Origin of the sequence: Pseudoalteromonas sp. UBA2102, from assembly GCF_002331165.1 — a bacterium.
GTDB classification, from domain to species: domain Bacteria; phylum Pseudomonadota; class Gammaproteobacteria; order Enterobacterales; family Alteromonadaceae; genus Pseudoalteromonas; species Pseudoalteromonas atlantica.
Window position 1 is genome coordinate 1 of the sequence record NZ_DCYU01000115.1, and the last position, 15,080, is coordinate 15,080.

Genomic DNA, 15,080 nt, shown 5'->3' on the forward strand with positions numbered 1-15,080 from the left:
GGGTGCGATATGATTGCAAAAGTCCTTCGCTTGCTAATTTCGTTGATAATATTCTGGTCTGCCATTAATAAGTTCTTTTAGTTTGATGCCAAGTTACATGCATAACATTGAGTGTATGCAAGGCAACCCGTTAAGTTGATCGTTATTAACTGGGCTTTGAGCAATTTAGTGTGAATAAATTGACAACAATTAACGCCATATAGCTAATTTTTTAATAGTGGCAATTGTAACAGGAGTCGGTATAAAAGTGTGCTATCTAACTCAAAAATATCTTGGCTTTATATGCAAAAGGAAGGAGTAACTAATTTTAAGGGCCAGCAACATGGTTACTGGCCCTGTAATTAACGCAATGTGCTACTGAGTTATTGAAATACTTGGCACCACCGACATACCTACTCGTAACTGCTTAAGCGCCGGCTGGTTTGCATCTAAACTAATTTTAACCGGTAAACGCTGCACAATTTTGGTGAAGTTTCCCGTGGCGTTATGAGCACCAATGGCTGAGTAGCTCACGCCACTGGCAGGGCTTAGGCTATCAACATGGCCGCGTAAAATTTGCCCTGGTAGTGCATCTACTTTTATTTCAACTTCTTGGCCTACTTTTACATTAGCTAGCTGAGTTTCACGGTAGTTTGCACTAACAAACACTTTATCAAGCGGTACAACAACCAATAGCGGGCTGCCTGGGTTTACATACGCCCCTACACGCACCGATTTTTGGCCAACCATGCCATCAATAGGCGCTGTAATTTGGGTGTACGATAACTTAAGCTCGGCATCTACTACACGAGCTTTAGCTTGTACAAGTACGGCTTTGGCTTTTTCGATATCGGCACGTAAAATTTCAATCTGCTGCTTTGCTGCTGCAAGGCCTGCTTGGTTTTTATGCAAGTTTGCTTTTTGAATAGCCAGCTTTGCTTGTGCTTCTTCTCGTGCTTGCACAGTGCCTGAGCCATCGGTTGCTAAGTTGGTATAACGCTTTAAATTTAACTGCGCTAATTTAAGTGATGCAGTGTCGGCCTCTACCGCAGCTTGCGCTTGTTGTACCAGCGAATCTTGATAAGTTAACTTAGCTTGCAAGCTAGCTACACTTGCTTTAGCACTATTAGCTTGGGCTTTAGCACAATCTAGGGCCACTACAAAATCGCGATTATCTATGGTGGCAATTAAATCGCCTTTTTGTACTCGCTGGTTATCTTTAATGAGTACTTGATCTACCGTGCCAGATACCTGAGGCGCCACAAAGGTAAAGTCGGCTTGCACGTAGGCATCGTCAGTTGTTTGAGTTGCACTTTGCGACTCCGGTTTATTAAGGTAAATAATACTGCCTGCAACAACGGCAAGTATAGTTGCTACAACGGTTAATTTAACTACTTTTGGTAAGGCCATAATATATTACTCAACAATTAAAATTTAAGATTTATTAAGATTCGGGGCTGGTACAAAGTTCATACATAGCGCCAGCGGAATTAATACAAGTGCTAACACACCAAGCACCAAGTAGGCATCACCTACCGACATCACTAACGATTGCTGGGCAATAACGCCACCTAATTGCTCATTAGGTATGGTGTTTGCCAATGAGTTACCGACCATAGACGCGCGGTCTAATAGCATTTCGTTATGAAAATGACTGCGCACCGTTAATAGCTGCCCCACAACAGCCCCGCCAATAAGCGAGCCAAACACACGTAATGTGTTTATGGTTCCCGAAAAAAACGGCCCTTCGCTTGGGTCTAGTACACTGGTCATTAAAAATAAAATAGAGACCACTGCCATGGGCTGGCCAAATGCTTGCAACAGCTGCGCTGTGATAAATTGATCCCGATGCCATAAAGGCGTAATTTGTGCGCCGCTAAAACAGGCCAGCGCAATTAAAAATAATCCAATTGACATCACAATGCGGGCGTCTACCCATTTTTTGTATAAAAGCAGTGCCACTACCGAGCCAAGTACAAGTTGTGGTAGCGCAATTAATAACCCTACTGGCGCTAGCTGTAGTGCTCTATAGCTATGCAAACTGGCTAAATGGGTTGAGGGCAACATTGAGCCCGACATCAACACCACTAACAACATGGTAAGCAGTACAGAACCAATACCTAAATTGCGACGGCCTAATAATTGCGGTCTCATAAATGGCGCTTTGTGATGCCACTCGGTTAATACGTAGCAGCCAAATAAAATTAGCCCACCAAAAAAACACACACTAATAAGCGATGAATTAAACCAATCTAAACGCACACCTTGATCAAGCGCGATGGCAATTAACGTCAAAGACGATACGCCGCATACTAGGCCTAACCAGTTTCCTTCTTTAAAGCGCGCATATTTAACGCCCTCTTTTGGGAGCCCCCACGCAGTTAGTGAGCCCGCAATAATACAAAGCGGAATAACTTGCCAGTAAATCCAGCGCCAGTCCGATAACACATCAGCCCACTGCCCGCTTAGCCAAATAGCTAAATTTGGAGCGAATGTAGCGGTCATGGCGTAAAGCGCTAAACCGTGTAAACGTATGTTAGGGGGTAAAAATTTAAGTGCAGCCATCATCAATATAGGAATGAGCGCGCCACTACTTACTCCTTGCACAAAACGCAGTGCAATTAATAAGTTTAAATCATGAATAAAAGGCAAAATTGCCGCAATAACGCCACATATAGTCACCATAGAAATATGAAAGCGTCTAACCGATAACGTAATGGCAAACCAAGAAGCAAAAGGCATAGCGATTAGCTCCCCAACGGTATAGGCGCTTGAAAGCCAAGAGGCATCATCTAAACTTGCCCCCATTACGCCCCTCACATCTGCTAATCCAAGTGCCCCTACTCGGTTATTTAAACCCGCCATCATAGCGGCAATAAAAATGCCTAATAACCCAGCCAGTGCTTGTTTTGATGGCCCTGCGGGCTTAGCAACAGGTGCTGCATTTTGTACAGGCACATTAATCGTGACTGCATTCATTACTCGCCCTCCGCCTTGGCTGACATTGGCGCAAGCGCACTTTCAGGTAGCGCGTCTGGGTTCCAGCCACCCCCGAGAGATTTATACAAATTTACAACCGCAATCGAGGCATTGGTTGCACTGTTATTTAACTTAGTTTGGCTTGCTAATAAATTACGCTGCGCCGTTAAAACGCTAAGGTAGTCGGCTGCCCCTTGCTGGTAGGCTCTTTCAACGGTTTGTAAAGCCTGCTTATTAAAGTCGTGAGCAATTTCAACTTTGTGATGGTGATTTTGCTGCGCAGCCCAGCCATCTACTGCGTTATCAACTTCGTGCCACGCTTTTAGTACAGTTTGGCGATACGTTAATGCCGCGTTTTTCTCGCGCTCTTTAGTAAGCTTAAGCTGTGATTTTAAGCGCCCACCCTGAAAAATAGGCAAATAAACATTTGGTCCCACTGAAAAAACACGTGAATCCCAGGTTGATAAATCACTCTGCGCATACCCTTCAACTCCTAATGAGCCCGTTAAAGTAATGCGCGGGTAAAAATTTGCTTCAGCCGCGCCAATAGCGGCAACAGCACTGTGTAAGTTTGCTTGCGCTTGTAAAATATCTGGGCGGCGTTTCACAAACTCTGATGGAATAGCCGAAGGGATTTCGCTTGGCATAACGGGCGCAGCAATACGCTCGGCTAACAAAGTATTTAAGGCACGTGGTTTTTCACCTACTAGCAACGCAAGCGCGTTCATTAACACATTACGGCGCTGCGTTTGCTCTGGTAGCGCAGCATTAATTGTTGCCAGCTCTGCTTTTGCACTAATTGTTTCAAAACGTGTACTTACACCATTTTTTTCGCGGCTTTGTGCAAGCTTTAACACACGCTCTGCAATGGTTTTGTTTTCGTGTGTTATGTTGAGCTGCGTTTGCGCACTGCGCAGTAACAAATACGTTTTAGCCACCTCGCCAGCTAAGCTAACACGCACGGCTTCACGCGCATACAAAGAGGCCTGCAGCATAGCAACGGCCCCTTCTTCAACACGTTTATTACGGCCCCATAAATCAAGTTCCCAGCTGGCATCAAAACCAAGCTGCCAAAAGTTATCAGGGTCTGAGGGCGCACCGAGTGCAACAAACTTACCATTTTCGCTCAGCCCTTCGCGCTTGTAATCAAACCCAGCAGATACACTGGGTAAGCGGTCTGCCGATGCAATACCCAATGCCGCGCGGCTTTGGGCAATTCGGCTTGATGCTAGCTGTAAGTCAAGATTACCTAACTGTGCTTTGCGCTCTAGCTCCGTTAAAATAGGATCGTTTAAAATTGTCCACCAATTCCACGCCAATTCAGCATTACCGCGTTGTAGCTGAGTAAATTCGGGAGTTGGCTTTATAGCATCGTTGTTTATATTTGTATTAGGCTCTTCAAAGTTAGGACCCACTACACAACCCGACAAAGCCGCAGCTAATGTAAGCGCAATAGCTGAATGCCGCGAATAATTAAAAAGTCTTTTATTAAGACACTGATTAGCCATTTTTAAATCCTAAATTAATAACACAATTATTTATGTACTGTACCGCTCGGTTCGAGTGATAAGCAAAAAAAAGCTAAGCACGCTAATTGCTGCCTAGTCACACCTTAAATACATTTAAACAGGGTAATACCAATAGTTAACAGCTGCTAAAAACACCCTTAACTTAAAGCTCAAATTGAACTGTACCGCTCGGTTTGATATACTAGGCGTAATTTAACATTATGTCAAGGTGAAATGTAATGACAAAAACGCTTACTAATGCCCAAAACACTCTGCCTCCAAGTGAATTAGAGCTTGGCGCAAAAGCACGAACGGTATTACATGCTGCACGTAAAATATTTTTAATTCATGGTTTTAACGGTGCAACCACCGACATGATCCAACGTGAGGCAGGCGTATCAAAATCGACGGTTTACGCTCACTTTGCAAATAAAGAAATTTTATTTTTAGCGGTCATTAAAAGTGAATGCGAAATATTTACAGCATCAATCGATAATATAACGTTTAAGCCAGGCAACTTAACAGAAAACTTACGCCGCCTTGGGCATGCTTATTTACAAATCGCTCTATCAGAGACGGCCATGGCTCTATACCGAATTGTTGTTGCTGAAGCCCCCCGCTTCCCCGCCCTAGGTCATATGTTTTATAACTCTGGCCCGCGGGTGGTAAAAGACAAGGTCTCTAATTATTTAAAAGCGGCAGTGGAATCTAAAGAGCTTGATTTTGAAGAATTAAACATTGAAGAAGCCACTAACCTATTTGTTGCCTTAATGCGCAGTGAGCTACATTTAATGTACTTAACTCACCCCGATCAGCCTGTGCTTAAAAAAGATATAGACCGCTGGGTAGAAGTAGCAATAAACTTTTTAGTGCGCTCTTACGGTACTGCTCACACTCAAAAGAACTAATTTTTAAATGTGTAATACTTTAAATAAATAGCATTTTAAAGCCACGTATCAATTTTAAACGTGGCTAAATTACCCTTAATGCCAATGCCCTAACAACGCATATTTTAATACATTATGCTAAACACTAATAAATATAAAATAGCGCTACAGGTTTGCCCCTTGCGCTCAATTTATGACAGGCATTGATACTGCACTGTTAGCTATATAATTAAAAAACCAAGCAGCGCAGCCGCTAACTTATTTAAACAAAGCTAAATATAGCGCCTTAAAAGATAATCTCGCTTTCGGTGCTCACTAGCCGTATTTAAACCAATTATATACACACTTTTTTTACGCTAAATTAACCCAAATCAGCTTACGCTTCTTGTGTAATAAAGTCGTAACGCATATCATTGCTAGATTGCACGGAGGATAAGTAGTTTGGTCATGAAAACCAGTAAGTTAAGTATTCGATTATTATGGTATATAACCCCGCTTGTTATATTACCCTTGTTGTTTTTAGGTGGTTTTACATTAACTAACGTAACCAACTCAACACAAAAGCAGGCTGATCTTATAATGAGTCGCTTTGTTGAGCAGCAACAGCAAAAGGTTTTCAACTACATAGACTCGTTTCATTCAACAGCAAAACTACTGTCTACCTCGCCTGTTTTAAACGATTTTTTATCAAACGACATTCATGCTGATGGCAGCTATACCCGCCGCTTAGGGGCACTAATGGATGTTTTTGCCAGTTACAGCGAAGCCTACCCAGATATAATTAGTATTAACTTAGTCTCGGCCAGTGGTAAAAGTGACGCGTATTATTCTAATAATTTAACTACCGCACCGCAGTCATACCCATTTTTTAAGCAAGTACTGCAAAGTAATTTGCGCCAACAACAATTTATGGTGCAAAACAACGATGGCACCACCAACTTATTTTTTGTACAGCGCGTACAAAGTGTTGATTACTATTTAAAACGCCCACAACAACTTGGCTTTATAGTATTACAAGTTGAACCCTCTATATTAAACACCAGTATTTTAGAGGCACCTTATAACAACACCCTTAATTTACTGCTAACCAACGACGGGCAAATTTTATTTAGCTCAGACTACAGCTTACGCGGGCAATATATTACCGAGCACGAGCTTGAGCAGGTTCACGATTTAGCCGATGTAGGCACCCTTTCGACGATTGAGCTTTCGAGCATAGATAAAATAGAAAGAATGATATTTGCTGTACAAATGAGCGGCGGTTATTACTTTGTATCAACCATTCCAAAAGGCGTGCTTTATCAATCGGGTAAGGCAATTAGCTTAATCACAGGCTTAATTGTGATAATTTCGGTGATCACCCTGCCTATCCTTATTTTTGTGGTTGTGCGCAATTTACTGCTAAACCCAATTGAGCTTTTAGGGGCCGCCAGCCACCGTGTAGGTGATGGTGATTTATCGGTAAATTTACCTGCTCATACAAATGATGAAGTTGGGGTGTTGTTTAACGATTTTAATCACATGATCAACCAAATAAGACACTACCAAGAACAGCTAGAAGAATATAAACACCATCTAGAAGACAAAGTAGAAAGCCGTACTAAAGCGCTCGAAGCGATGAACAGCCAGCTTGAACTTGCCATAGCTCAAGCAGAGCAAGCAAACCAGCTTAAAAGCCGTTTTTTAGCAAATATGAGTCACGAGATTCGCACCCCACTTACAGCCATTATGGGCTTTACCGAGCAGTTATTAATTAACGATAAAGTGGTTAACGACAAACAGCATTTAAATACCATTTTACGCAACTCTAAACACTTATTAGAGCTAATAAACAACATACTCGATTTATCTAAAATAGAAGCAGAAAAGCTCGCTGTAGAGCAAGCACCCCTTAATGTAGTGCAGCTGGTTCACGATATAGAATCAATTATTGAACCGCTAGCACACGAAAAACAACTGGCGTTTAGCATTCATTACGAGCTGCCATTACCGCGCACTATTTATAGTGATATGACGCGTTTAAAACAAATTTTGATAAACATAGCCAGCAATGCCGTAAAATTTACCGAACAAGGCAAAGTGTCAATTTGTGTGCACTATTTGCAAAGTAAGCGGCAGCTTGAATTTGTTGTTAAAGACACCGGTATTGGTATGTCTGAGCACCAAATAGAGCGTATATTTAAACCTTTTGAACAAGCTGATGCCACCACCACGCGCCGCTTTGGAGGCACAGGATTAGGTTTATGTATTTCTAAAAACTTAGCGCAGTTATTGGGTGGCGATGTTACTTTAAAAAGCGAAATTGGCATAGGCAGTCGCTTTGCTATTACCGTTGATTGCCATATTAACGAGCCTAAACAGTCACTAGAGCTTTTAACTGAGCAAGCACAGCTTATTCCAGAAAAAGACCCTTTCTTGTCGTTTGCCACTTCTAGTTTTGATGCCAACATATTAGTTGCCGAAGATAACCCCGATAACCAGCTACTTATAAAACTGCTATTACAAACCTGGGGCCTAGAGCCAGATATGGCTAACAATGGTGCACAAGCAGTAGAAATGGCGTTAGTAAACGACTACCAGCTAATTATTATGGATATGCAAATGCCTGTAATGGGCGGCCTTGAGGCTACTAAAATGCTACGTCATGCAGCCTACGATGGGCCCATTATCGCGCTTACTGCCAATGTAATGAACCATGATATAGACACATACATTGAGGCAGGTTGCGATAAAGCGCTGGCAAAACCCATTGATAAAGACGCGCTTGAAAACGTGCTAGTTAGTTACTTAAACCTTGAAAAAGATAATCAGAACAAGTGGGATAGTTTACTAAAAAGTGAAAAGTTTCAACAAATTAACGATAACTATGTGGCTAACCTGCCAAGTTACCTGCAAAAGGTAAACAGCTTAAAAGCCAGTAACGATGCAGAAGCACTTCGAAGTGTAGCTCATAGCTTAAAAGGCAGTGCTGGTTGCTTTAATTTTGACGATATTTACCACAGTGCAGCGCTACTAGAAGAAAACCTGCTTAGTAATGACCAAGCGCAGCGCCCCACATTAATTGTAAATTTAATTAATGCTATTGAGCAAACCATAGCTAAAAGTAAAGAAACAGCCTAAAAATACGTGTTTTACTTTAAAGGTTTATTTAGCGCTTAATTTAACCCTTTAACTAAACCCTAAGTTAAGCGCCATACCCATTAGTATGGCGTCTTCATAGCCATTTTTAGAGGGCTCATTGCTTGGGTAATAGTTTTTACGTACCGACATTTGCGTAAAGCCAGCATGTTCGTAAAGCGTTATTGCACGCGCGTTTGATTCGCGTACTTCTAAAAAAAGGTTTTCAGCATTTTGCTGCTCGCCATATTCAATAAACTGGCTAAGTAACTGCCTTGCAATACCTTTACCTTGCTCACTGGGCGTTACACAAATATCCATAAGGGTAAAGTCAGGCCCGGCCTTTTCACCTATATAAAAACCTACCAGGGTGTTTTCATCAAACGCCGCTAAATTAAAGTAACGACCGCCCATGCAAGAGCTCATTGTTTTAAGAGACCAAGGATGAGAGTGGCAGGCAGTTTCAATAGCCATTAATTGTGCTATTGCGCTTTCGTTTACAGGTTTAAAGTTTATCAAGGTGTGTGCTCATTAAAGCCCATAAAGCGCGCTTATCAGAAGCACTGAGCTGTGAGGTTGGTAGTGTAAGCTTATCGTCGGCTAACTGTATGTCTGGCCCTTTTAAAACATGATTAATTGTTAAAGAAGGTGCACTTAAACGTATATCACTTAATAACTGTTTGCTCAGCGCTAAAGGCTCAGCTGGAGTGCTTTGTGAAACGGCTAAAGTAGTCTCAGTATTTTTAGGACGATAATGCTGATTTAGTTCAAGGTTTTCTATACCAAAAATAGCTGCGTAACGTGGATGCATAACAACTCAGTAGATTAAACACTAGAACAATATATGAAGTAATAAAAACGATGTAAAGAAGAAATGGCAGGGGCGGAGAGATTCGAACTCCCAACCGTCGGTTTTGGAGACCGCTGTTCTACCAATTGGAACTACGCCCCTGCAATGTCGACGAATTATAGAGACCTTTTAGAAAAGGTAAAGTAAAAAATTAACTTTTTAGTTTAACTGCTTTTTAATTATACAAAACGCTGAATTAGCAAACTAAATAGCGCTGTAAAGCCACTTTAACTTTAACAGCTACTTACCTTTAAAAAATAAATGCTGCTCAGCTTAGCGTAATTAAAACTGCAGTGTATGCTTTAAAACCGTGCAAGCTTAATAACTGCGGTACTGTTTTTACCTACGCTTAGCCCAAACGCTATGTTGTAAATTCCTTCTTAAGTGTTAAATACTTTAAGTAGCATGGTGTATTTACACTTGCTGCTAGTTATTTTTATAGCGGTTTAGCTTGGTTGAGTTGCTGTATACATAAACAAGTCAATAACATTGGCAGCATTTATGATACAATTTAGCGTCTAGGGGATCCGCGTTATACCAATCGTGTTAAGTTATTAGTCGCTTATAGCGACAGATAAATAGAGCGGTTACAAGGCATTAATTTTTACATGTAGTTGCTCTACCTGAGAAATTTATAACGCTGTTAGCGCTTTATTTAGCTCGCTAGAAAGACTAAGTATTTAAGTCGATTGGTATTACCACCTAATTGCATATTTCATCATGTATCTTACTTACGCGGGTCATTCACAATGCAAATATGGAGGAGCTTTACTATTAGCAGCTGCTGGTAGTTCACGCCGTGTTATATGAAGTTTAAATCAAAAAAATACAGTATCGATTCAACCGATTACCAAGTAGGACAAGATAACGTTAGCAAATGGGGCATGGATATTCATACTAATGTATTTTCTGTTTCTATTGGCCTATCTCTACTTTTTATAATTACTCTACTTGCACTCTCGCCTAACGAAGCTAAAGAGGCGATTAACTCAATAAAAAATGCCGCACTAACTAATTTTGACTACGTATTTATGTGGGGCGCCAATATATTACTGCTGTTTGCAGTGGGTATTGCCGCTTCACCGCTGGGTAAAATTCGCCTTGGCGGCGATAAAGCAACTACAGACTATTCAACCTTATCGTGGGTATCTATGCTGTTTGCTGCAGGCATGGGTATTGGTCTAATTTTTTGGGGCGTGGCAGAGCCCACCGCCTTTTACACCGACTGGTTTGGCACGCCTCTTAATGCAGAAGCCTTTACCGAGCAAGGCCGAGAAATGGCTTTAGGGGCTACTGTTTTCCATTGGGGTCTGCACGCGTGGGCAATTTACGGTATGACCGCTTTATGCCTAGCCTATTTTGTTTATAACAAAGGCTTACCGCTTTCTATGCGCTCAATATTTTATCCGCTTTTAGGAGATAGAGTATGGGGCAAGTTAGGTGATGTTATCGATGTAATGGCGGTATTAGTAACCCTTTTTGGTCTAGCTACGTCGTTAGGCTTAGGCGGGGCACAAGCTGCCAGTGGTATTAGCCACGTGCTCGGCTTTAAAAGCTCTTTATTATTACAACAAGGCATTATTTTATTAATTATGAGCTTGGCTATCCTCTCTATTGTGCGCGGTATGGATGGTGGCGTTAAACTCCTAAGTAATATAAATATGGGCATAGCATTTGTGTTTTTAGCGCTGGTATTTATTTTAAACTTTACCACGGTACTTGATTCTGCCTACACGGCCGTAATAGGTTATGTTAAAAATATCATACCTCTAAGCTCAAGCACCGGCCGAGAAGATACACAGTGGTTACATGGCTGGACTGTATTTTATTGGGCGTGGTGGGTTGCATACGCACCTTGCTTTGGTATGTTTGTAGCGCGTATTTCAAAAGGGCGCACCATACGCGAGTTTTTAGTGTATGTATTACTCATTCCTACCCTTGTGACTACTGCTTGGATGTCGGTTTTTGGTGGTGTTGCGATTGATCAAATTATAAATAAAGTTGGGGTACTTGGCGCAAATCAAGGCATTACAGATGTAACGCTTAGCTTGTTTTATATGCTAGATGCTTATGCATTTGGTACGCTGCTTTCGCTTTTAGCTGTGGCGTTAATAATTATCTTTTTTGTCACCACCCTCGACTCCGGCTCTATTGTGATAGATAGCCTTACATCAGGCGGAAAACTAGAAGTACCTATAAAGCAAAAGCTAGTATGGGCCGTTATTGCCAGTATTATTGCTATGTTAATGCTGTGGATTGGTGGCACCGATTCAATCCAAGCATTGCAATACATTACTATTATTGCCGCCCTGCCCTTTACTATTATTTTAATTTTAGGCTGTATTAGCCTAGTTAAAGGGCTACTTACAGAAACCGAGCAACCTACGCCCGTTCCTGCAAAATAAACCCGCTTAGCTCACTTCACTTAATGAGTTTAGTGGGCAAGAGCTAACGGTTTTTAGGCATAAAAAAAGTCCGTGTAAGCGGACTTTTTATTATTTAGATAACAAAACTATGTTTGCTATCTAAAAGGCATTAACCATTAGTAAAGACGGGTGTTATTCCCACTCAATAGTGGCCGGTGGTTTACCAGAAATATCGTAAACAACACGTGAGATACCGTCAATTTCGTTGATGATACGGTTAGAAACCACACCTAAAAACTCATACGGTAAATGTGACCAACGCGCCGTCATAAAGTCGATAGTTTCAACACAACGTAGTGATACAACCCAATCATATTTACGTGCATCGCCCATAACCCCTACCGACTTAACAGGTAAGAATACAGTAAACGCTTGGCTTACTTTATGATAAAGCTCAGCTTTGTGTAGCTCTTCAATAAAGATAGCATCAGCACGACGTAGTAAATCACAGTACTCTTTTTTAATTTCGCCAAGTACACGAACACCTAAACCTGGCCCTGGGAATGGGTGGCGGTAAAGCATGTCGTACGGTAAACCAAGCTCTAAACCAATTTTACGTACTTCGTCTTTAAATAATTCACGTAATGGCTCAACTAAGCCCATTTTCATGTCATCAGGTAAGCCGCCCACGTTGTGGTGAGATTTAATTACGTGTGCTTTACCTGTCGCTGAAGCGGCTGATTCTATTACGTCTGGGTAAATAGTCCCTTGACCTAACCACTTCGCATTTTTAAGCTTTTTAGCTTGCTCATCAAATACATTAATAAACGTATGGCCAATGGCTTTACGTTTTTCTTCTGGATCTGATTTGCCTGCAAGGTCAGCTAAAAATTGCTCCTCAGCGTCTACTTTAACAATGTTTAAGCCAAATTTATTGCCAAACATGTCCATAACTTGCTGACCTTCGTTTAAGCGAAGTAAGCCATTATCAACAAATACACATGTTAGGTTTTCGCCAATTGCACGGTGGATCAGCATTGCTACAACAGATGAATCAACACCTCCTGATAAGCCTAAAATAACTTCGTCATCGCCAACGGTTTCTTTAATGCGCTCAATAGCATCATCAATAATTTTGGCAGGTGTCCATAGCTTTTCACATCCACAAATATCAATTGCAAAACGCTCTAATAAACGTTGCCCTTGATGAGTGTGCGTTACTTCTGGGTGAAATTGTACACCGTAAAAACGTTTTTCTTCGTTAGACATAGCAGCATGCGGACACGTTGGTGTTTTAGCTGTAGTGCTAAAGCTTGCCGGCACTTCCATTACTTTGTCGCCGTGGCTCATCCACACGTCTAAAACGCCGTTGCCGCCATCGGTAATATGATCTTCAATTGCATCGAATAATGCACAGTTACCCACTTTTTCTACTTGTGCATAACCAAACTCTTTTTTATCTGAGCTGTGTACACTGCCGCCAAGTTGAGCTGCCATGGTTTGCATGCCGTAACAAATACCCAGCACTGGCACGCCAGCGTTAAACACGTATTCAGGTGCACGCGGGCTGTTCTCTAGTGTGGTTGACTCAGGGCCACCAGATAAAATAATACCTTGTGGATTAAATTCGCGAATTTGCTCTTCGGTCACATCCCATGCCCACAGCTCACAGTAAACGCCAATTTCGCGGATACGACGCGCGATTAATTGAGTGTATTGCGAACCAAAATCTAAAATTAGAATTCGTGAATCGTGAATATCTTTGCTCATGAAGGATCTCGTAAAGTAGATGCTAGATTCCACTAATTTGCTTAGTGGCTATAAAAGAGGGCTGGTAATTCCAGCCCCGTAATTTAAACGTGTTGTTTAACCTAAGCGGTAGTTAGGCGCTTCTTTGGTAATTTGCACATCGTGAACGTGCGACTCACCCATACCTGCAGATGTAACACGTACAAACTGCGGTTTAGTATTTAGCTCTTCAATGGTGGCACAACCCGTTAATCCCATTGCGCTACGAAGGCCACCCACTTGCTGATGAATAATCGTTGCAATTGGGCCTTTATAAGCGACGCGACCTTCAATACCTTCAGGTACTAATTTGTCAGCTTGGTTAGATTTTTGGAAGTAACGATCCGACGAACCTTCTTTTTGATCCATCGCACCTAATGAGCCCATACCACGGTAAGATTTGTAGTAACGGCCTTGGTAAAGTTCAACTTCGCCTGGCGCTTCTTCAGTACCAGCAAGCATTGAGCCCACCATTACACACGATGCACCCGCAACCAATGCTTTAACAATATCGCCAGAAAAACGAATACCGCCATCAGCAATAACTGGAATGTCACGCCCTTGTAAGCCATCTACCGCATCAGAAATAGCCGTAATTTGTGGCACACCACAACCTGTAACAATACGCGTAGTACAAATTGAACCTGGGCCAATACCTACTTTAACCGCATCCACACCTGCATCAGCAAGGGCAATTGCGCCTTCGGCTGTAGCCACGTTACCGGCAATAATTTGTAAATCTGGGTAAGTTTCACGAGTTTGAGAAACACGGTCAATAACACCTTGTGAGTGGCCGTGTGAAGTATCGATAAGTAAAACATCAACACCCGCCTCTACTAATGCAGCAATTCGCTCATCAGTACCTGCGCCAACACCAACAGCAGCACCTACACGTAAACGACCTAGCTCGTCTTTACATGCATGTGGTTTGTCTTGCGCTTTTTGGTAATCTTTTACGGTGATCATGCCTTTTAGTTTAAACGCATCATCAACCACTAAGATTTTTTCAATGCGGTGTTCGTGCATTAAACCTAAAATTTCTTCGCGCGATGCGCCTTCTTGAACCGTTACCAGTTTGTCTTTTTTAGTCATAACGCTAGAAACAGGCTGTTCAAGCTTCGTTTCAAAACGCATGTCACGACCAGTAACAATACCTAGTAGGTTATTTTCGCTATCAGTAACCGGGAATCCCGAGAACCCTTTTTCTTGCGAAAGAAGCGTTGCATCTGCAATGGTTAAATCGGCAGACACAGTAACAGGGAATGACACAATACCTGCTTCGTAGGTTTTAACTTTACGTACGTTTCTCGCTTGTTCTTCAATGGTCATGTTTTTATGGATAAAACCAAGACCACCTTCCTGCGCGAGGGCAATAGCTAAACGAGCTTCTGTAACAGTATCCATAGATGCTGAAATAAGCGGCAAGTTAAGTTTGATACCACGCGTTAAGCGAGTTGAAATATTTGCCGTGTGTGGCAAAACAGTAGAATGACCAGGTACTAAAAGTACGTCATCAAAGGTAAGAGCTTCTTTAGCGATTCTAAGCATTTTGGCAACTTCTCACATGTGGATCTAAGATAAGGAATTGCGGCCAAATTTTAACAGC

Annotated in this window: 10 protein-coding genes and 1 tRNA gene; 3 read left to right on the forward strand and 8 right to left on the reverse strand. The window is 41.9% G+C overall.

All coding sequences use genetic code 11. The features are described from left to right. Nucleotides 1-354 precede the first annotated feature (354 nt). The 3 genes from B2R65_RS15435 to B2R65_RS15445 are packed head-to-tail and all read right to left on the reverse strand — an operon-like array spanning nucleotide 355 to nucleotide 4,466. The gene (locus B2R65_RS15435) at nucleotides 355-1,389 is read right to left on the reverse strand and encodes an HlyD family secretion protein (RefSeq protein ID WP_286744158.1); all 1,035 of its coding nucleotides are present in this window, start codon (nucleotides 1,387-1,389) and stop codon (nucleotides 355-357) included. Between the two features lie 24 nt (nucleotides 1,390-1,413). Next, a complete protein-coding gene (locus B2R65_RS15440) occupies nucleotides 1,414-2,958 on the reverse strand; it encodes an MFS transporter (RefSeq protein WP_286744161.1) in 1,545 nt (514 codons plus the stop codon). Further along, nucleotides 2,958-4,466: an efflux transporter outer membrane subunit gene (locus B2R65_RS15445; protein WP_055252832.1), complete on the reverse strand. Its 1,509-nt coding sequence runs from the start codon at nucleotides 4,464-4,466 to the stop codon at nucleotides 2,958-2,960. The genes B2R65_RS15440 and B2R65_RS15445 overlap by 1 nt, the downstream gene beginning before the upstream one ends. 239 nt (nucleotides 4,467-4,705) lie before the next feature. Between B2R65_RS15445 and B2R65_RS15450 the strand changes: the two genes are divergently transcribed. Then, entirely contained in the window at nucleotides 4,706-5,374 is a 669-nt protein-coding gene (locus tag B2R65_RS15450; protein WP_286744165.1) for a TetR/AcrR family transcriptional regulator, read from the forward strand. A gap of 426 nt (nucleotides 5,375-5,800) precedes the next feature. Next, entirely contained in the window at nucleotides 5,801-8,473 is a 2,673-nt protein-coding gene (locus tag B2R65_RS15455) for an ATP-binding protein (protein ID WP_286744167.1), read from the forward strand. Between the two features lie 48 nt (nucleotides 8,474-8,521). Here the strand turns inward: B2R65_RS15455 and rimI are convergent, their stop codons facing one another. The 3 genes from rimI to B2R65_RS15470 form a co-directional block, all read right to left on the reverse strand. Beyond that, nucleotides 8,522-8,989 carry a ribosomal protein S18-alanine N-acetyltransferase gene (gene rimI / locus B2R65_RS15460; protein WP_286744170.1) on the reverse strand — a complete coding sequence of 156 codons (468 nt, stop codon included), beginning with the start codon at nucleotides 8,987-8,989 and terminating at the stop codon, nucleotides 8,522-8,524. Then, complete coding sequence (locus tag B2R65_RS15465) at nucleotides 8,976-9,281, reverse strand: BRCT domain-containing protein (protein WP_286744172.1); 306 nt, start codon at nucleotides 9,279-9,281, stop codon at nucleotides 8,976-8,978. Before B2R65_RS15465 ends, rimI begins: the two co-directional genes overlap by 14 nt. A 64-nt stretch (nucleotides 9,282-9,345) precedes the next feature. Continuing rightward, nucleotides 9,346-9,422 (reverse strand) — tRNA-Trp (locus B2R65_RS15470). Between the two features lie 704 nt (nucleotides 9,423-10,126). Between B2R65_RS15470 and B2R65_RS15475 the strand changes: the two genes are divergently transcribed. Then, the gene (locus B2R65_RS15475) at nucleotides 10,127-11,725 is read left to right on the forward strand and encodes a BCCT family transporter (protein WP_286744175.1); all 1,599 of its coding nucleotides are present in this window, start codon (nucleotides 10,127-10,129) and stop codon (nucleotides 11,723-11,725) included. A gap of 153 nt (nucleotides 11,726-11,878) precedes the next feature. On the opposite strand, the gene guaA is transcribed toward B2R65_RS15475, so the two are convergent. Next, the gene (gene guaA / locus B2R65_RS15480) at nucleotides 11,879-13,456 is read right to left on the reverse strand and encodes a glutamine-hydrolyzing GMP synthase (protein WP_024033152.1); all 1,578 of its coding nucleotides are present in this window, start codon (nucleotides 13,454-13,456) and stop codon (nucleotides 11,879-11,881) included. Between the two features lie 96 nt (nucleotides 13,457-13,552). Further along, entirely contained in the window at nucleotides 13,553-15,022 is a 1,470-nt protein-coding gene (guaB, locus tag B2R65_RS15485; RefSeq protein WP_004586134.1) for an IMP dehydrogenase, read from the reverse strand. Nucleotides 15,023-15,080: the final 58 nt, after the last annotated feature.

What these genes read in the sequence shown, in the direction of transcription:
- B2R65_RS15440 (WP_286744161.1), bottom strand. Translation starts at nt 2,958, where the DNA reads ATGAATGCAGTCACGATTAATGTGCCTGTACAAAATGCAGCACCTGTT.
- B2R65_RS15435 (WP_286744158.1), bottom strand. Translation starts at nt 1,389, where the DNA reads ATGGCCTTACCAAAAGTAGTTAAATTAACCGTTGTAGCAACTATACTT.
- B2R65_RS15465 (WP_286744172.1), bottom strand. Translation starts at nt 9,281, where the DNA reads ATGCATCCACGTTACGCAGCTATTTTTGGTATAGAAAACCTTGAACTA.
- guaB (WP_004586134.1), bottom strand. Translation starts at nt 15,022, where the DNA reads ATGCTTAGAATCGCTAAAGAAGCTCTTACCTTTGATGACGTACTTTTA.
- B2R65_RS15450 (WP_286744165.1), top strand. Translation starts at nt 4,706, where the DNA reads ATGACAAAAACGCTTACTAATGCCCAAAACACTCTGCCTCCAAGTGAA.
- B2R65_RS15475 (WP_286744175.1), top strand. Translation starts at nt 10,127, where the DNA reads ATGAAGTTTAAATCAAAAAAATACAGTATCGATTCAACCGATTACCAA.
- B2R65_RS15445 (WP_055252832.1), bottom strand. Translation starts at nt 4,466, where the DNA reads ATGGCTAATCAGTGTCTTAATAAAAGACTTTTTAATTATTCGCGGCAT.
- guaA (WP_024033152.1), bottom strand. Translation starts at nt 13,456, where the DNA reads ATGAGCAAAGATATTCACGATTCACGAATTCTAATTTTAGATTTTGGT.
- B2R65_RS15455 (WP_286744167.1), top strand. Translation starts at nt 5,801, where the DNA reads ATGAAAACCAGTAAGTTAAGTATTCGATTATTATGGTATATAACCCCG.